The sequence below is a fragment of the Shewanella sp. SP2S2-6 genome, from assembly GCF_031931965.1.
Classification (GTDB): Bacteria; Pseudomonadota; Gammaproteobacteria; order Enterobacterales; family Shewanellaceae; genus Shewanella; species Shewanella baltica.
In genome coordinates this window covers 1-18,037 of sequence record NZ_JAUOEQ010000024.1, presented here as the reverse complement: position 1 = coordinate 18,037, position 18,037 = coordinate 1, and the positions used below count along the sequence as shown (strand labels likewise).

Below are 18,037 nucleotides of genomic sequence, written 5' to 3'. Positions count from 1 at the left end.
AGTTTAGATACGGGTGATTATCGATTTGCATGCTTGGGCTTTGATTCTGGCCAATAAAAAATCGGCCTCAACAGAGTCGAGGCCGATTTGGATCATTTGCTAGGTAAAGCAAACGCAATGTTACATCGAAAGCTTAAGCTAATTAAACGCTTATGCCAGTAATGAAACTGGAGAGGTGAACGCTAAGTTCAGGGCGTGAGCCACTTCTTTACAGACTACTTTACCGTGCATCACGTTTAAGCCATTGAGTAAGTGCTTGTCTTGCAACAGCGCTTCTTTATAGCCTAAGTTCGCTAACTTAAGAATATACGGTAGCGTTGCATTGTTAAGTGCGAAAGTGGAAGTGCGAGCAACCGCACCTGGCATGTTCGCCACACAGTAATGCACAACATCGTCAACGATATAAGTCGGATCTTGGTGAGTGGTTGCGTGTGAAGTTTCAACACAGCCGCCTTGATCAATTGCGACGTCAACGATAGCACTGCCCGGCTTCATACGTGAAATCATGCTACGGGTAACCAATTTAGGTGCCGCAGCACCTGGGATCAGTACGCCACCGATCACAAGATCGGCTTCAATAACATGACGTTCAATCGCATCAGCAGTAGAGTAAATGGCTTTTACGGCAGAGCCGAATTGCACATTTAAGCGACGCAGTGCATCAATGCTACGGTCAAGTACAACCACATCTGCACCCATGCCAACCGCCATTTGTGCAGCGTTAGTACCGACCATACCGCCGCCAATGATCACGACTTTAGCAGGTTCAACACCTGGAACGCCGCCCAGTAACATACCGCGACCACCAGAAGATTTCTCTAATGCCATAGCGCCAGCTTGGATGGACATACGGCCAGCAACTTCTGACATTGGGGCTAGTAAGGGCAGGCCACCACGGTCGTCAGTCACAGTTTCGTAAGCGATACATACGGCACCACTTTTAATTAAATCTTCAGTTTGCGGTAAATCTGGCGCAAGATGCAGATAAGTAAATAAAATCTGATCGTGACGCAACATAGCGCGTTCAACTGCTTGAGGCTCTTTTACTTTTACAATCATCTGCGCTTTAGCGAAAACTTCAGCAGCAGTCGCTAAAATTGTGGCGCCAGCATCAATATAATCTTGATCTGAAAAACCAATACCTGTGCCAGCATTTGTTTCTACAAAAACTTCGTGACCTTTGATCGCTAACTCGCGAACACTAGAAGGAACCATACCGACACGATATTCGTGGTTTTTAATTTCCTTGGGAACACCAATAATCATCTTTGAGCCTCAATTGCCTGAAAACCCACTTTTAATGGGCATAATTGTTATTTTATCGTGACCTGAACGTGATTAATTCAGGGATATCTAGTATAGTATCGGCGACGCAGTTTATGCTGCTGAACTTTCGGCATACGTAGAATAAAATGTTGTTTTAGTGATAAAGCAAGGTTAAATAAATGGCATATAATAAAAAGAGTCCTGTAAAAGACTTGGATCGCATCGATCGCAACATTCTTAATGAATTACAACTTGATGGCCGCATTTCTAATGTGGAATTATCAAAAAGAGTCGGACTTAGTCCAACTCCGTGTTTAGAAAGAGTGAAACGACTCGAAAAGCAAGGTTATATCAATGGCTATACCGCATTGGTCAATCCTCATTTCCTGGGTGCATCCCTACTGGTATTCGTGGAAATCACCTTAAGCCGTGATACTCCCGAAGTGTTTGATAAGTTTAACCGTGCAGTGCAGTTACTCGACGACATTCAAGAGTGTCATCTGGTTTCAGGCGATTTTGACTACTTACTGAAAACTCGTGTTTCAGATATGTCGGCTTATCGTCGCTTGTTAGGTGAAACCTTGTTGAAATTACCTTCTGTTTCCGACACGCGGACTTATGTCGTGATGGAAGAGGTTAAACACACCAGTCGCGTAGCGATAAATCATCTACTCTCAGATATCTAAATTACCCTGATTGTTTGGTTTTACAATAAGGGGCTTAGGCCCCTTATTTATTGGTCAAGTCAGCACAACTATCCCGTTTAACACCTACGACGACTAACCTTGTTAGAGCCCTTAAGTTCGCCAACTTAGGGGCTTATTTTTGTGGCATTTTTAAGCAGAGTTGTTAACGGAAGTGTTTGTGTAATAACTCATTCCTCTCCAAAAGCACACTTAAACACCCCAATAGGTTAATTTTTGCCAATCATGGCCAATTCTGCACAGAAAAACAGGCTAATGTGCTCCACATTTAGTGGGATTCTGGTATCGTTAGGTCACCTGTTTTCACTTTTTATGGATTACGTCGTTTGTCTCAAGGAAATAGTGTACGCACGCTCACTGGCCTGCAACGTCTGCTGGAAGGCGGACTCATCATTTGTTGTGTCCTCGCCACTTATATTTTACTCGCATTGACGAGTTTTAGTCCGTCTGATCCTGGTTGGAGTCAGTCGCATTTTCAAGGCGATATTAAAAACTGGACCGGAGCAGTAGGGGCTTGGATAGCCGATATTCTGTTATATTTCTTCGGCGTCACGGCTTACATCATGCCAATCATTGTCGCGTCGACCGGCTGGCTGCTGTTCAAACGCGCCCATCATTTGCTCGAAGTTGATTACTTTTCAGTGGCCCTGAGATTGATTGGTTTTTTGCTGATCATCCTTGGGTTTTCTGCGTTGGCGAGTATGAACGCTAACAACATCTACGAGTTTTCGGCAGGCGGAGTGGCGGGCGATGTGATCGGCCAAGCCATGCTGCCGTATTTTAATAAACTCGGCACCACCTTATTGCTGCTGTGCTTCTTAGGTTCTGGCTTTACCCTGTTGACGGGGATCAGCTGGCTGACCGTGGTCGAGAAAATCGGCTTAGTCTCTATTTGGATTTATAAGAAACTTAAATTATTACCGCAAGCGATGAAGCGTGAGCGTGAAACCGAAGATACCCGTGGTTTTATGTCTGTGGTCGATAAATTTAAACAGCGCCGTGAATCACAATACGTGCTTGAGAAGCCGCCAGTCGTTGCAACGCCAAAGGTGCGTGAACGTCATATTGGTCGCAGAGCCGAAATAACCCCAACCTTGTCTACTGCCGCAGATGAAGGGTTTATTACCGAAAGTATTAATACTGAAGAAGCTGCGCCGCAAAAAACCAAGCTATCGGCACTCGCAAAAATTTTGAGTTTGAATGGCAGTAAAAGCAAAAATGCACAAAGGGTTGAACCTCAAATCGATCATGATGATTTTGCCGCCCATGGCAATTTTGAAGCGCCACCTTGGTTAGCTGAACCTCAAAATGCAAGAAATGATGAGCAAGAAAGAGCCGATTTCAATTCGCATTCATTCGATCACGACGACAATGAGCCTGTGTTTAACAGCCAAACCTTGGCGGAAGATGACGATGAAAGCTTAGGTTTTACCGATGATGACGTCATTGATTTTGATACAAAAGCCTCAACGGGCGCCGTGAATCAAGCCCAGCGTAAGAAGCAAGATCAAAAAGCGAAGATTGTGGATGGCATTGTGGTGTTACCGGGACAAGAAGATAAATCCGCGCCAAAAAAACCAATGGACCCGTTACCCAGTATCAATTTGCTTGATGTGCCAGATCGTAAGAAAAACCCGATCAGCCCAGAAGAGTTAGATCAAGTCGCTCGTCTCGTTGAAGTGAAGTTAGCCGATTTCAACATTATCGCCAATGTGGTGGGGGTATATCCAGGGCCTGTGATCACGCGCTTCGAATTAGAATTAGCGCCTGGCGTTAAAGCGTCAAAAATCTCTAATCTGTCGAAGGATTTAGCCCGTTCACTGCTGGCTGAAAGTGTGCGCGTGGTTGAAGTTATCCCAGGCAAGGCTTATGTCGGACTCGAACTGCCGAATAAATTCCGTGAAACCGTGTTTATGCGCGATGTGTTAGATTGCGCCGCCTTTACCGACAGTAAATCCAACTTAACTATGGTGTTAGGTCAAGATATTGCCGGCGACCCAGTCGTGGTTGACCTGGGTAAAATGCCGCATTTATTAGTTGCGGGTACCACAGGTTCTGGTAAGTCTGTGGGCGTAAACGTGATGATCACCAGCTTACTGTATAAGTCTGGCCCAGAAGATGTGCGCTTTATCATGATCGATCCCAAGATGTTGGAATTGTCTGTCTATGAAGGCATCCCGCATTTGCTCTGTGAAGTCGTCACCGATATGAAAGAAGCCGCCAATGCACTGCGTTGGTGTGTGGGCGAGATGGAACGTCGCTACAAGCTAATGTCTATGATGGGCGTGCGTAACATCAAGGGCTATAACGCCAAAATTGCCGAAGCGAAAGCTAATGGCGAAGTGATTTTAGATCCTATGTGGAAGTCATCCGACAGCATGGAGCCTGAAGCGCCTGCATTAGATAAGCTGCCATCGATTGTTGTCGTGGTCGACGAATTTGCTGACATGATGATGATTGTCGGTAAGAAAGTTGAAGAGTTAATTGCCCGTATCGCGCAAAAGGCCCGTGCCGCAGGCATACATTTGATCCTGGCAACCCAAAGACCGTCAGTGGATGTGATTACCGGCTTGATTAAAGCCAACATTCCGACACGTATGGCGTTCCAAGTGTCATCGCGTATCGATTCGCGCACCATTTTAGATCAACAGGGCGCTGAAACCTTACTCGGGATGGGGGATATGTTATTCCTACCACCGGGTACTGCGGTGCCAAACCGTGTCCATGGCGCCTTTGTTGACGATCATGAAGTTCACCGCGTTGTTGCCGATTGGTGCGCCCGTGGTAAACCGCAATATATCGATGAAATTCTTAATGGTGCCAGCGATGGTGAGCAAGTCTTACTACCGGGTGAAACCGCAGAAACCGATGAAGAATATGATCCACTCTACGATGAAGCCGTCGCCTTTGTGACCGAAACTCGTCGCGGCTCGATTTCAAGCGTACAGCGTAAATTTAAGATCGGTTATAACCGTGCAGCGCGCATTATCGAACAGATGGAAGCCCAAGGTATCGTTTCGGCTCAAGGCCACAACGGTAACCGTGAGGTCTTAGCGCCGCCGGCACCAAAACATTATTAAGCCGCGCTGAGGCGTGGCTTTGATACACCCAAGGGTTTGACAGGGTAAGGAATAAAATGAAAAAACGATTATGCGCTGTGTTGTTAGCTTCACCTTTACTATTTAGCGCGGCTGTGTTTGCCGATGATGCGCAGCAGTTAAGAGACAAGTTAATTGGTACTGCTTCACTAAAAGCCGATTTCAAACAAACCGTGACTGACGTGAATAAAAAGGTCATTCAGACGGGTTCTGGTATCTTTGCATTGGCCTATCCAAATCAGTTTTATTGGCATTTAACTCAGCCCGATGAATCGCAAATTGTCGCCGATGGTAAAGATTTATGGATTTACAATCCCTTCGCCGAAGAAGTGGTCATCATGGATTTTGCCGAGGCCATTAATGCTTCGCCTATTGCCTTGTTAGTCCACCGCGACGATGCCACTTGGTCACAGTATTCCGTGACCAAGCAACAAGACTGCTATGAGATCAAACCTAAAGCGATTGATTCGGGCATATTGTCCGTCAAGGTGTGTTTCAAAAATGCCCAGTTAGCCAACTTTAATGTTGCCGATGACAAAGGTAACTTGAGCCAATTTGATTTGAGCAATCAGCAAGCGATTACTGATAAAGACAAAGCGCTGTTCAGCTTTGTGCTGCCTGACAATGTCGATGTTGATGATCAACGTCGTAAAACAGCGCACTAGGCGATAGCGTGAGCAGTTTATCCTTTAATTTCGCCCCCGACTTTCGTCCCTTGGCCGCACGTATGCGGCCAAGAACGATCGCCGAGTACATAGGTCAAGCCCATTTACTGGGTGAAGGCCAGCCGCTACGCAAAGCATTGGAAGCGGGACGCGCCCATTCCATGATGTTGTGGGGGCCGCCGGGCACAGGTAAAACGACCTTAGCCGAATTAATAGCACATTATTCAAATGCCCACGTTGAACGCATCTCTGCGGTCACCTCTGGCGTCAAAGATATTCGCGCGGCGATTGAGCAAGCGAAAGCCGTGGCTGAATCCCGTGGTCAACGCACGTTATTGTTTGTCGATGAAGTCCACCGATTCAATAAAAGCCAGCAGGATGCCTTTCTGCCATTTATTGAAGATGGCACTGTGATTTTTATCGGTGCGACCACTGAAAACCCATCCTTTGAAATCAACAATGCCTTGCTCTCGCGGGCACGGGTTTATCTTATCAAGCGCTTAAGCCATGATGAGATTGCCCATATAGTGACTCAAGCCTTAAGCGATACCGAGCGCGGCTTAGGCCAACGCCAATTTGTGATGCCAACCGATGTGCTCACCACACTGGCGCAACTTTGTGATGGTGATGCCCGTAAAGCGTTAAATCTTATTGAGTTGATGAGCGATATGCTCGCCGATGGCGGCACCTTTACCACTGAGATGTTGATCCAAGTGGCGGGGCACCAAGTTGCCGGATTCGATAAGAACGGCGATCAGTTTTACGATTTAATCTCAGCCGTCCACAAATCAATTCGCGGCTCAGCACCCGATGCGGCGCTGTATTGGTTTTGTCGAATATTAGAAGGCGGCGGCGATCCGCTGTATGTCGCAAGACGCTTACTGGCGATTGCCTCTGAAGATGTCGGCAATGCCGATCCTGCGGCGATGACCATCGCGCTTAATGCTTGGGATTGTTTTCACCGTGTCGGCCCAGCCGAAGGTGAGCGAGCAATAGCGCAAGCCATTGTTTATCTTGCCAGCGCGCCTAAGAGTAACGCTGTCTATACCGCATTTAAGGCCGCGCGTGAGTTAGCTCGCGATACTGGGCAAGTCGAAGTGCCGCACCATTTACGCAATGCACCGACTCAGTTAATGAAAGACATTGGCATGGGAGCAGGGTATCGATATGCCCACGATGAAGCCAATGCCTATGCCAGTGGTGAAAATTATTTCCCCGAATCCCTGCAAACAGCGCAGTTTTATTTTCCGACTGAGCGAGGGTTCGAGAAGCGAATCAAAGATAAGTTGGCGCAATTAGCCCAGTTAGATCAAGCCAGCGAGCACAAAAGATATGAATAATCTCTTACTTGTGGCGCTAGGTGGTTCAATTGGGGCTGTTTTTCGCTATCTTATTTCAATATTCATGATCCAAGTATTTGGCAGCAGTTTTCCTTTTGGTACACTGTTGGTTAATGTCCTCGGTTCATTTTTAATGGGCGTAATTTACGCACTGGGGCAAATGAGTCATATCAGCCCAGAACTCAAAGCGCTGATCGGTATCGGCCTGTTGGGCGCTTTGACAACGTTTTCGACTTTCTCTAATGAAACCTTATTGCTGCTGCAAGAAGGGGATTGGCTGAAGGCGACTTTGAATGTGGTGTTGAATCTAAGTCTATGTTTATTCATGGTGTACTTAGGTCAGCAACTGGTTTTTTCTCGCATTTAACTATTAAGAATATATCACATGTTAGATCCTAAATTTTTGCGCAACGAATTAGAAGTTACCGCTGAGCGACTGGCCACCCGTGGCTTTATTTTAGACATAGCTCACCTCACTCAATTAGAAGAAAAGCGTAAGTCACTGCAAGTGGCTACCGAAGAATTACAAGCGTCGCGTAATGCCATCTCCAAATCCATTGGCCAAGCTAAAGCCCGTGGTGAAGATGTTGAAGCGATCATGGCGCAAGTGGGCGATTTAGGTTCACAGCTGGATGCCAGAAAGATTGAACTGGCGGCCGTGCTTGAAGAAGTCAATGCCATTGCCATGTCGATGCCCAACCTACCAGACGAATCAGCGCCAATCGGTGCCGATGAAACGGAGAACGTTGAAGTTCGCCGCTGGGGCACGCCACGCACGTTTGATTTCCCAATTAAAGATCATATCGATTTAGGCGAAAGCCTAAACGGTTTAGATTTTAAAAATGCAGTGAAAATCACTGGCTCACGTTTTATCGTGATGAAAGGCCAAGTTGCCCGCTTAAACCGCGCCATTGGTCAGTTCATGCTGGACTTGCACACCACAGAGCACGGTTATACCGAAGCCTATGTGCCGTTACTGGTTAACGAGGCAAGCTTACTGGGCACAGGTCAACTGCCTAAGTTTGGTGAAGACTTGTTCCACACAAAGCCTGCCACCGAAGAAGGCCAAGGCTTAAGCTTGATCCCAACGGCCGAAGTGCCATTAACCAACTTAGTGCGCGATAGCATTGTTGATGAAGACGAGCTGCCGATTAAATTAACCGCGCATACCGCATGTTTCCGCAGCGAAGCGGGTTCCTACGGCAAAGATACCCGTGGTCTGATCCGTCAGCATCAATTCGATAAAGTAGAAATGGTGCAAATCGTTAAGCCGGAAGATTCAATGGCGGCGCTCGAAGCGCTAACAGGTCACGCTGAAACTGTATTGCAACGTTTAGGTCTGCCATACCGTACTGTGATTTTATGTACTGGTGATATGGGCTTTGGCTCAAGCAAAACCTACGACATCGAAGTCTGGTTACCTGCACAAAACACTTATCGTGAGATTTCTTCTTGTTCAAACATGAAGGATTTCCAAGCCCGTCGTATGCAAGCACGTTACCGCGTGAAAGCAGACAATAAGCCCGCGTTACTGCATACCTTAAACGGTTCAGGTTTAGCTGTCGGTCGTACCTTAGTCGCTATTTTAGAAAACTATCAAAATGCCGATGGCAGTATCACAATCCCAGAAGTGCTGCGTCCCTACATGGGCGGCTTAACTCAAATAGGCTAATGGAACGCAAAATAATACTATGGATAAAGGCCAGCGCTATCTCCGTTGGCTTTCCTATACCGCTGTCATTGCTGTATTTTTTGCTGTGATGTTGGCGACCATAGGCAAAGCCGTCTGGGTTGTGTTAGAAAACGTCAAATAACCCTATTAACTTTGTTCAAGTAAAAAGAAAGGCATGTTTCCCAAGGGAACATGCCTTTCTTTTTGTGCCACATTGATGTTCAATGCTCACATTTGACGCTTATGTTCGATATCGAGTTAAGTGTGATGACTTAACCCAATACCATTAAATGCATTTAGCTGGCTTTGGCAGGCCCGCAATTTTGGTAGCTTGTTTTGCTGGGCCAATAGGGAACAAGGTATATAAGTACTTTGAATTGCCTTTGTCTGGCCCTAAAGCTTGGCCAATAGCTTTGACCAATACGCGAATAGCAGGGCTCGTTTTGTATTCAAGATAAAAATCGCGAACAAAATTAATCACTTCCCAATGGGCGGGCGTAAGCACGATTTGCTCTTCTGCCGCCAATAGTAAAGCCATATCCGGTTGCCAATCGTTGAGATCTTTTAAATAACCTTGATGGTCACGGGCGATTTCTGCGCCATTAAATTGCAATGGATTTACCACGTTATCACCTTGTCATGGAGTAATGATTGAGCCACAAACTCATTGTAATCGATAAGCGTCACGTTCTTTAAACGCTCAGATAGGCCTCGAGCGACGACATCGTCTTTTAAGACCATGAGCTTGAAGGGCGATAATGCCATTGCCCATTGACGCAGCAGTAACGCGTTCACGCCATCGCTCGATAGTAGAATCGCATCTTCCTTGCAGGCGTAACGTAAGCAGAGTTTCAACGCACTATCTCGGCTGGGAGATGTTTGAATATGATGTAAAATCATCAGAATACTAAGACCTCATCCACCTGTTTTAAATGGGCAGCGATGGCCTCATCGTTGACCACAGTAACAGGAACTGACAGTAAGCCATGGCTTAAGCCGTAGTCGGCTAAGGATTGCTTACAGACAAATACCGACTCGATATCGTACAGCGGCAGTGCTTTAAAGGTAGAGATGTAATCTTTAGCGCCGATAAGCTCAGGCTGTTGATCTTTAATCAAATGCAGCACACCTTCATCGACAAACACTAAACTCACTTCTTGCTCAAAGCTGGCGCTCAGCAGGGCGAGATCTAAACCTTCGCGGCCACGAACAGTACCGTGTGGCGAACAGCGAAATAGGATACACAATTTTTTCATAGTCACCCTAAGAGTTAAAAACTGATCAAACGATCGGCCGATTCAATGCCGGTGACAAGCTCGCCTAAACCGCCCATGATAAATGACTCGCCCACATTCCAGTGGCTTAGGCCATTCTCGCTGGCATCTTGCTTGCTCACAATCCCACGGCGCAGCGCTGCTGAAACGCAATTGACTAACGGGAGCTGATGGGATTGCGCGAGCTGTTTCCAGTCACTGATCACATCGTTTTCATCGGAGGCGGGTAAGCTTAAATCTGTGGAGTTATACACGCCGTCTTGATAAAAAAACACACAGATAATCTGATGCCCAGCCAAAAGTGCAGCTTGGGAAAAGCGTAAGGCGCTAACACTCGCCGACGTGCCATAAGCGGGCCCGTTCACTTGGATAATAAATTTGCTCATTTAAAATAAAAATGGCCCTAAAAGTAGGGCCATTCTAACGCAAGTTAAGCTAAAAATCGCTAACTAGGATTAGTCATCGTTGCCTATGCCCATTAGGTGCAACAGCGCGATGAAGAGGTTTAAGAAATCTAAGTATAATGAGATAGTTGCGCGAATGTAGTTCGTCTCGCCACCGTTCACAATACGGCTAGTATCAAACAGGATAAAACCTGTCATCAATAATGCAATACCGGCGTTAATCGCCATAAAGGCAATGCTGTTACCCATAAAGATGTTAATTACGGCAGCGGCAATCACCACAATCAAGCCAGCGAACAAGAACCCACGTAGGAAAGAGAAATCTTTCTTCGTGGTCACCGCATAGGCTGATAAGGCAACGAAAATCACTGACGTTAACCCCAGTGCTTGCATGATCAGCTGTGGACCGTTTGCCATGCCTGCATAGTGATTTAACATGTAGCCCAGTGACGCGCCTTCCATACCAGTAAAGGCAAATACCCAGAAGATACCCGCTGCAGATTCGGCTTTACGTAAGGTTACAAACAATAGCACTAGGCCACCAATGGATAAGCCAATGGAGAGTAATGGACTGATATTTAATGCCATTGCCAAGCCAGCGCACAGGGCAGAGAAGGCCAATGTCATAGACAACAGCATATAAGTGTTTTTAAGAAGTTTGTTCACTTCCAGTGTTGACGCACTTGTCGAATATAAGGTTTCTTGGGTCATGTTGATCTCCGTTGACACATTTCCGAACTGATCATTTTGATTTTTTACAGCACACTAAGTTCCCGTAAAATCCTAAAACGAACTTAACTGCATTCATGATACCGTACCTGAGATACGGGTGAAAGTCATAGAACCATGAATAACAAATTGTTAATCTTAAAAATTTTGCCTCATCTCACATATCAATCTTAAGTGCTAAGCGTTTAGGATTGAGATGGCTGCATCCGTATCTTTATCCACTAAGCACATGAATGCTTGATTAAAACTTAATTGGCTTGATAAATAGGCCTGCTGAACTTAGGTGCACTTACAGCAAATTTCAAGTTCAATGTTAATTTCAATGCCGATTTCAAAGACAAGTCCAATGCTAATTTCAATGCCAAGTATAATGACTAGATCAGCATATTGAGTTTAAACCAAGCTTAAGCCAGCCACTCTTTATGCAATTTTTCAGTATCGCCCAGATATTCCAGCACCCAGGCGAGCGCAGGCGACATCTTGTCGGCATTCCACGCGAGACAGCAAGGGCTGGTCTGCTTAGGATTTTCTAGCTGTTTCTCAACCAGCGCACCCGCTTTAATAAACACACTTGCTAAGTGCACTGGCATATAACCAACGCCTAAACCTTCGCGGAAACAGTTAATGGCGCGGATCCAATCGGGTACAACGAGGCGACGTTGATTTTCGAGCAGCCAAGTCATACGTTTTGGAATTTCCCGAGAGGTGTCTTCTAGGCAAATAGAGGGGAAAGGGCGCAGCTCATCGTCGCTTAGCGGACGGTCAATATTGGCCAATGGATGATTTTTGCTGACTAAAAAAGCCCACTCAATATCGCCCATGTCTTTATATTGGTACACGCCGCCGACCGGAATTGCGGTTGTTGCACCAATTGCAATGTCACTGCGGCCCGTGGCGAGCGCTTCCCAAACTCCGTTAAAGACCTCAATGCGAATAATCAATTCAATATCATGGAAATGACGATAGAAGTCAGCAATCAATACGCTGATCCTATCGGCACGGACGATATTATCCAGCGCGATAGACAAGGTCGGTTGCCAACCGTTTGCTACGCGCTGCGTGCCACGCTTCATCTCGTCCATCTGCGTAAGCAAGGTTCTAGCTTGCTTTACAAAATGCTCACCCGCAGGCGTTAAGGTTACGCTGCGATGATGACGTTCGAAAAGAATGACGCCGAGTTCTTCTTCTATTTGCTTGACCGCGTAGCTCACGGCAGAGGGCACTTTATGCAGCCGATTCGCCGCTGCGGTGAAACTTCCTACACGAGCCACAATATCAATGAGTTCTAGCGCTTGTTCTGAGAGCATAGCTGACGTCCATTCCGATGAAAATAATTGATAGCACAAGTCAAAAATAAACGTTTCCAATAGATTTAACAAGTCATTAGACTGCACGCTTTAGTCAATCCGACCCGATTATTTTATGAAAACGTCTAGTAACACCTTTGTAAACATAAAGTTCTTTATGTTTCTATTCTATTTAGCCATGTTGAGCATGCTCGGCTTTATTGCCACTGACATGTATTTGCCTGCTTTCAAAGCAATTGAAGGCTCACTTAACAGTACCCCATCACAGGTGGCGATGTCGCTGACCTGTTTCCTGGCGGGTCTTGCCTTAGGTCAGCTACTTTATGGCCCCTTAGTCAATAAAATCGGCAAACGTTGGGCACTGATTTTTGGTTTAGTGGTGTTTGCCATTGCCAGCGTGTTTATTGCCAACAGTGATTCTATATTCATGCTCAATACCGCGCGCTTCTTCCAAGCGATTGGCGCCTGTAGTGCAGGGGTTATTTGGCAAGCGATTGTGGTTGAACAATATGATGCCGATAAAGCCCAAGGTATTTTCAGCAACATTATGCCACTGGTTGCATTATCGCCTGCATTAGCACCGATCCTTGGCGCTTACATTCTGAACGAATTAGGCTGGCGTGCAATCTTTATCTCTTTGTGTGTTATCGCTTTTCTACTGATATTAATGACCTTGTATTTTGTGCCAGGCAAGCGTCAGCATACGCACAGTGAACATGCTGCGGTATCTTATGGGCAAATTTTGAAAAACACCCGCTATTTAGGCAACGTCGTGATCTTTGGCGCCTGTTCAGGTGCTTTCTTTGCTTATCTAACCGTATGGCCGATTGTTATGGAGATGCACGGTTATCTGCCAACTGAAATCGGCCTTAGCTTTATCCCGCAAACCATTATGTTTATTGTCGGTGGTTATGCGAGTAAGTTGCTGATAAAACGCATTGGCGGGCATCAAACGCTGAATATCTTGTTGTCGATTTTCGCAACCTGCGTTATTTCGATCATCATGTTCACGCTGATTTATCCCGCGAGCACGATTTTCCCACTGCTTATTTCTTTCTCTATTTTAGCTGCGGCCAATGGTGCCATTTACCCAATAGTCGTTAACAGCGCGCTACAGCAGTTTAGTCAAAATGCCGCTAAGGCTGCAGGATTACAGAACTTCTTGCAGATCAGCATTGCCTTTGGTGCATCTAGCTTAGTCGCTATGTGGGCAAGTCTTGGTGAAGTAGCGATCGGCTGGGGTATCCTATGTTGCGCTATCTTAGTGGTGGCCGGCTATATACTTAAGAGTCAACAAGAGTGGGGCGACTTTGCCAAACATTTCACTAAGCCAGATCCCGCACGGGTAGGCATAATGTCCGATGTGAAGCAAAATCCAGCGGATTGAGTGTAATAGCAACAATTGGCGCATAATTGAGAGTTAGTGCTTTACAGTCAACAGACTTACTTATATTATGCGCCTCGTTCGGAGGGGTGGCAGAGTGGTTTAATGCACCGGTCTTGAAAACCGGCGTGGGTTTATAGCCCACCCAGGGTTCAAATCCCTGCTCCTCCGCCATATTAAGTCAAAAAGCCGCTAAGCAATTAGCGGCTTTTTGCATTTTAGCGATTCTAGCCTTGAGTTTCTGATTCGAAACGCAGCGCCTCCACCCTATTTCACCAACAAGGCCGTCAGCACTGATGACCTTGCTAGTCTTTACCATTTAACTCTAGATTCGCTCATTCAAGATGCCTCATTCAAGATGCACTGACAATCTCAGCCATCATTACACTTTGGGGAGTTTGTGTTGGACCATGGCAAGAGCAAAGGAATGCCAATCTGCATTAGCATAGCTGCTCACCAGATCTCGCAGGATAGTCGGTTCGCTGGCGTTATCCACCTGTTGCGAAGTTATCGACAAATTCAGCGCATTGCAGTAATCCTGCCGCTCCACCACAAAAAACTGCTTCTTGTAGGGGAGTAACAATGTACTCTCAGCTTGCGTATTAAAATCACGCGCGGCTAAATAGCCAGTAAACCAATGATTAAGTAGCGTCTCGCATTGCTTAGTGTGGAATAAGTTTCCCCAATCATCCCCGAGTATGGCTTGACCCGACAGGACTCGCTGGCAATGATAAAAATCGATAAAGCCTAGCTCACGAGCAATCACTTGTTGGCAATGCTTTAACTGGAGATCTGAGTGTAAGATACCCAACTTCGCTATTAAGGTTGTGACTCTTTGCTTGGCTGACGGCTCATCCTGATGACAAGCTTTGAACAGCTTTTTAGCGCGAATTTTAGTTTCATTTAATGCGATGGCACTTGAGTCTTTCATATTGGCTAACTTCATTTTGCATTACCTCCATGACTGACTCGATTTGCTCGCGGCACGTGAATGAAAGGCCAAATACTGATGCTCAATAAACTCACGAGATAAGCTAAAAAATACCAAATAGGGATGGCTAGCGTACCTAAGGACTCTGTTGACTGAGAGCTTGAGTGAGATTTCCCGTGGAAGGGTGTTTCGGTGACTGCCAAGGGCACAATGTCAGAAGGTTCAACATTGATACTGGCGGGCTTTAAAGTGTTAGCTGTTGCATGTTTCACAAACAATTCTCCTAAGTTTATTGGCATTCCGCTAAGCCAAACTTATTTTATTGCTGTGGGTTCGATATGAAATCGATTCGCAACGCTGTTAATTTATCAGAGTAATATCATCTTTTGCGGACAGGCTTCTCTGCAACCTGCCGCGTATTATTCTCACTCATCCGTCTGATGTCAATTACCAGATATACCAAGCCTACCAAAAACGCCAATTTCGTATTTGTCGCTATTTTGAAACAACGAAAGTTGTCTATAGCATTTATTAAGAGTTATAGATTTAGCGACGGTCGAATCGGCAGGTAAGGGCGCATTGCAGTGCTGTATAGTGAACAAGACCAATATTTAAAAGTGCCCGTAAAACCAGATACACCATCCAAAGACGGAAAACTTGTGCGAACCATTTACTGTCCAAATTAAGCTACAAGTCGAAGATCCAACGTAGTGAACAACTTTGGCGGCCTTGAACTGAAACGCGTTGGCTTAACGTCGTTAATCACATCGGCACCAAGAACGATGGCCAATCCACACAATATCCAGCTACGTAACGACATACAGGCCATCAACGAGTTTTTACTGAAAGGCTTAGCGCCTAAAGACGCTCAACTGCAATTAACTGGGCGAATTGGACGACACACTAGAACAACTTAAGGACACAGCATCATGCAAATAATCCCTTATGACGGCGGCTACAGTATGGTTGAACGCCAAGATAAGTCCGAACTGCAATGTAACAACTGCAATAAGCCTTGGTGGTATGATGATTTTGACTCGATATTTATCCAGTGCCCACATTGCCAAGGCGAACTGCGAAGAGTCACGCCAGAAGAACCATTTAGACATCGCTAAGGCATAGCAAGGAATGCCGAGGAGAAATGACACGCTAATGCCGATAACGACACTTATCGGCCCCCAAATCCCTTCCACACAAAGCTGCGCACAATGTATATTATGTTAAATATGGTTAATGTTTATTATATTTCACCCGTGTGTGTGTGTTCGTGGCCACTCAGAATGAGATTTCGCGGCAGACTGAGATTTACGTTTATGATGAACATGAATCTAGGCCGCAAGCTAACCTACTGATATTTTTTGCTGTTTGACTAGCTAGGATTAGCAAATGGATATTCAGATAAAAATTACGGACGGTTTCTTATTCGATTAGAATGAAATTTTCATCTAAAGTCTGATATCGAAGATGTCACTGAGCTATTGGATTTTCGCGTCTCTACGTGAATGCTTAAAGATTTTGTGTAACCATATGCGAAAGAAATCATTTAAAACGCGCAGTAACAGCTTTAAAGCAGATTTACTTATGCAGAATGCCTTCAAGTTCGAAGATATGATATGACTCTATCGAAGCGGATGTTAAAGCGACCTAAACTCTGGCTAAGTGATACATTTGTCTTACCGGCTATAAATCCACTGATTGATACATGGAATCTTTAGAAATGAACTGAGCAACTGAGTTCCTGTGTATAAATGTGTCAGTAAATAATAAGTTCATTGAACGGTTAATAGTGTTATCTGAGTCTCCAAGAATGCCGATAAATGACGTTATCGGCATTAGCGTAAAACTGTATTTTTCTTGAATAATAGCTTATGCACATAATAACAAACTGTATTCATCTGATTGAATCATGATGGACAACAAAAACTGTGTATGTCGAGGGTACACTGCCCTAACTTGTTGCGAATTGCGAAGCTAGTAAATCTCAGCGCATGGCCCACTTTATACTCTTTAGACCCCAAAAATCTCATACTCAATAAAACATTGATGAGCTATATCTTGGTACGCCTTCCCTCATTAGTTGCTAAAATTGGACTAAGTCTTAATTGCATAGTTCAAATAAAATCGAGTCATGACTACGTTACTACTATCTCCCTTATCCGCCCTCTCCCATCAATCTCTGTAAAGGTTTGTTCTAAGTATAACAATCCATTGCTTGAAGTTATCAATACCACCTAAATAACTGGAATTACTCAACTTAAGTTTTGAAAAATGAAGTTTAGTGGCTTGTGTGACGCGTCGCTACGTGAATTCTTTAGAGTGTTGGCTGGCAAAGCCCTCTATTATTCACGTAGCAACGCGTTCTTTTTGACTGGTATCAATATTGCCAACGTCAATTTGGCATTTGCTTGTCTAAGATGGCGTTCAAGTAAATATCTTGGAAATTTCGGCTAAATGACTTTGCAGTCCGTATATGCCGACTAACTGATAAATAAATACATCGCCTGCCTGGGACTCATTTGATAATTGTTCAGCACTTAAGGAATGCTTTGCGCTGGTGATGATGAGCCAGTCCATGTTTGGCCCACCGATGGCAATACTGGTTGGATTGGTGACGGGTAATGTCAGAGTAAGATCAACTTGGCCGTTGGGACGATAACGCACCACTTTGCCGCCACCCCATTGGGCGTTCCAAATATATCCAGCGGCATCGACTCCAGAACCATCAGGGAAAATCATTTTCTCTGTTGTGACAAATGAACGCTTATTGCTGACTGATGCCGTGTTTGGTTCAAAATCATATTGAAATATTTCATGTGTTGGTGAGTCGGCATGGTACATAGTCAGTCCATCTGGACTCCAGCAGAGTCCATTTGAAATGCTGATGTTCTCGCACACTTTTAAGCATTGGCCTTGATGAGCTACGCAGTAAAGTGCCGCATCACTGCTTGGATAAGGGCCATTTTCGACCATAGTGCCGGCCCAGAAGCGCCCTTGCCTGTCGACTCGGCCGTCGTTAAATCTATTATTCGTTAGGTGTGATTCTGGCGTAGCAAGCCATTGTACTTCTCTAGTTTTTAAATGGTATAAAGCTATACCACGATCAAACGCGACAATCAGTTGCTCTGCATTTTGCGTCAGACCAAATGAACCTACTCGGTATGGCATGGCAATGGTTCGAAGACTTTGAGTCGTAATTGAATATCTCAGCAGCTTCAATATCAGTCCACCAAATGGATTGGGTTTTATCATCCCAAAGCACTCCT

20 protein-coding genes and 1 tRNA gene are annotated in these 18,037 nt (G+C 45.3%); 11 read left to right on the top strand and 10 right to left on the bottom strand.

Annotated elements, in window-relative coordinates; all coding sequences use genetic code 11:
• Window positions 1-150 precede the first annotated feature (150 nt).
• Window positions 151-1,266, bottom strand: a complete 1,116-nt coding sequence (gene ald, locus Q4Q57_RS15500; protein ID WP_006087493.1) for an alanine dehydrogenase — start codon at window positions 1,264-1,266, stop codon at window positions 151-153.
• A 179-nt stretch (window positions 1,267-1,445) separates the two neighbouring features.
• Here ald and lrp point away from each other — a divergent pair, with 179 nt between their 5' ends.
• The 7 genes from lrp (at window position 1,446) to Q4Q57_RS15465 (ending at window position 8,887) form a co-directional block, all read left to right on the top strand.
• The gene (lrp, locus tag Q4Q57_RS15495) at window positions 1,446-1,952 is read left to right on the top strand and encodes a leucine-responsive transcriptional regulator Lrp (RefSeq protein WP_006081649.1); all 507 of its coding nucleotides are present in this window, start codon (window positions 1,446-1,448) and stop codon (window positions 1,950-1,952) included.
• 344 nt (window positions 1,953-2,296) lie between these two features.
• A complete protein-coding gene (locus tag Q4Q57_RS15490; protein ID WP_311891301.1) occupies window positions 2,297-5,050 on the top strand; it encodes a DNA translocase FtsK 4TM domain-containing protein in 2,754 nt (917 codons plus the stop codon).
• A gap of 56 nt (window positions 5,051-5,106) precedes the next feature.
• A complete protein-coding gene (lolA, locus tag Q4Q57_RS15485) occupies window positions 5,107-5,733 on the top strand; it encodes an outer membrane lipoprotein chaperone LolA (protein ID WP_011846837.1) in 627 nt (208 codons plus the stop codon).
• An 8-nt stretch (window positions 5,734-5,741) separates the two neighbouring features.
• Window positions 5,742-7,073 (top strand): replication-associated recombination protein A, encoded by a 1,332-nt coding sequence (locus tag Q4Q57_RS15480; protein ID WP_071939861.1) that lies wholly within the window; start codon window positions 5,742-5,744, stop codon window positions 7,071-7,073.
• Window positions 7,066-7,440 carry a fluoride efflux transporter CrcB gene (crcB, locus tag Q4Q57_RS15475; RefSeq protein ID WP_006081645.1) on the top strand — a complete coding sequence of 125 codons (375 nt, stop codon included), beginning with the start codon at window positions 7,066-7,068 and terminating at the stop codon, window positions 7,438-7,440. Before Q4Q57_RS15480 ends, crcB begins: the two co-directional genes overlap by 8 nt.
• Window positions 7,441-7,458: 18 nt before the next feature.
• Window positions 7,459-8,745: a serine--tRNA ligase gene (gene serS, locus Q4Q57_RS15470; protein ID WP_311891300.1), complete on the top strand. Its 1,287-nt coding sequence runs from the start codon at window positions 7,459-7,461 to the stop codon at window positions 8,743-8,745.
• A 19-nt stretch (window positions 8,746-8,764) separates the two neighbouring features.
• On the top strand, window positions 8,765-8,887 hold the full coding sequence (locus Q4Q57_RS15465) for a hypothetical protein (protein WP_006081643.1): 123 nt from the start codon (window positions 8,765-8,767) through the stop codon (window positions 8,885-8,887).
• A gap of 144 nt (window positions 8,888-9,031) precedes the next feature.
• On the opposite strand, the gene Q4Q57_RS15460 is transcribed toward Q4Q57_RS15465, so the two are convergent.
• The 6 genes from Q4Q57_RS15460 to punR form a co-directional block, all read right to left on the bottom strand.
• Window positions 9,032-9,370, bottom strand: coding sequence for a TusE/DsrC/DsvC family sulfur relay protein (locus tag Q4Q57_RS15460; protein WP_006081642.1), 339 nt, complete (start codon window positions 9,368-9,370; stop codon window positions 9,032-9,034).
• Window positions 9,364-9,645: a sulfurtransferase complex subunit TusB gene (tusB, locus tag Q4Q57_RS15455; RefSeq protein WP_006081641.1), complete on the bottom strand. Its 282-nt coding sequence runs from the start codon at window positions 9,643-9,645 to the stop codon at window positions 9,364-9,366. Before tusB ends, Q4Q57_RS15460 begins: the two co-directional genes overlap by 7 nt.
• Window positions 9,645-10,001 (bottom strand): sulfurtransferase complex subunit TusC, encoded by a 357-nt coding sequence (gene tusC, locus Q4Q57_RS15450; protein WP_063882974.1) that lies wholly within the window; start codon window positions 9,999-10,001, stop codon window positions 9,645-9,647. The genes tusB and tusC overlap by 1 nt, the downstream gene beginning before the upstream one ends.
• 14 nt (window positions 10,002-10,015) lie before the next feature.
• Window positions 10,016-10,405: a sulfurtransferase complex subunit TusD gene (gene tusD, locus Q4Q57_RS15445; RefSeq protein WP_063882976.1), complete on the bottom strand. Its 390-nt coding sequence runs from the start codon at window positions 10,403-10,405 to the stop codon at window positions 10,016-10,018.
• 69 nt (window positions 10,406-10,474) lie between these two features.
• A complete protein-coding gene (locus Q4Q57_RS15440) occupies window positions 10,475-11,134 on the bottom strand; it encodes a Bax inhibitor-1/YccA family protein (protein ID WP_006081638.1) in 660 nt (219 codons plus the stop codon).
• A gap of 422 nt (window positions 11,135-11,556) precedes the next feature.
• Complete coding sequence (gene punR, locus Q4Q57_RS15435; RefSeq protein ID WP_011846842.1) at window positions 11,557-12,459, bottom strand: DNA-binding transcriptional activator PunR; 903 nt, start codon at window positions 12,457-12,459, stop codon at window positions 11,557-11,559.
• 115 nt (window positions 12,460-12,574) lie between these two features.
• On the opposite strand from punR, the gene punC reads away from it, so the two are divergent.
• Together punC and Q4Q57_RS15425 are read left to right on the top strand one after the other, a co-directional pair.
• Window positions 12,575-13,846, top strand: a complete 1,272-nt coding sequence (gene punC / locus Q4Q57_RS15430) for a purine nucleoside transporter PunC (RefSeq protein ID WP_311891299.1) — start codon at window positions 12,575-12,577, stop codon at window positions 13,844-13,846.
• Window positions 13,847-13,926: 80 nt separating this feature from the next.
• A tRNA-Ser gene (locus tag Q4Q57_RS15425) sits at window positions 13,927-14,017 on the top strand.
• Between the two features lie 208 nt (window positions 14,018-14,225).
• Here Q4Q57_RS15425 and Q4Q57_RS15420 read toward each other — a convergent pair.
• Together Q4Q57_RS15420 and Q4Q57_RS15415 are read right to left on the bottom strand one after the other, a co-directional pair.
• Entirely contained in the window at window positions 14,226-14,789 is a 564-nt protein-coding gene (locus Q4Q57_RS15420) for a hypothetical protein (RefSeq protein ID WP_311891298.1), read from the bottom strand.
• Complete coding sequence (locus Q4Q57_RS15415; RefSeq protein WP_311891297.1) at window positions 14,786-15,046, bottom strand: hypothetical protein; 261 nt, start codon at window positions 15,044-15,046, stop codon at window positions 14,786-14,788. Before Q4Q57_RS15415 ends, Q4Q57_RS15420 begins: the two co-directional genes overlap by 4 nt.
• A gap of 438 nt (window positions 15,047-15,484) precedes the next feature.
• Between Q4Q57_RS15415 and Q4Q57_RS15410 the strand changes: the two genes are divergently transcribed.
• Both Q4Q57_RS15410 and Q4Q57_RS15405 read left to right on the top strand, forming a co-directional pair.
• Window positions 15,485-15,691: a hypothetical protein gene (locus Q4Q57_RS15410; RefSeq protein WP_311891296.1), complete on the top strand. Its 207-nt coding sequence runs from the start codon at window positions 15,485-15,487 to the stop codon at window positions 15,689-15,691.
• Between the two features lie 12 nt (window positions 15,692-15,703).
• Window positions 15,704-15,889 (top strand): hypothetical protein, encoded by a 186-nt coding sequence (locus Q4Q57_RS15405; RefSeq protein ID WP_311891295.1) that lies wholly within the window; start codon window positions 15,704-15,706, stop codon window positions 15,887-15,889.
• A gap of 1,306 nt (window positions 15,890-17,195) precedes the next feature.
• On the opposite strand, the gene Q4Q57_RS15400 is transcribed toward Q4Q57_RS15405, so the two are convergent.
• On the bottom strand, window positions 17,196-18,037 hold an 842-nt coding region (locus Q4Q57_RS15400), incomplete at its 5' end, for an SMP-30/gluconolactonase/LRE family protein (protein ID WP_311891294.1).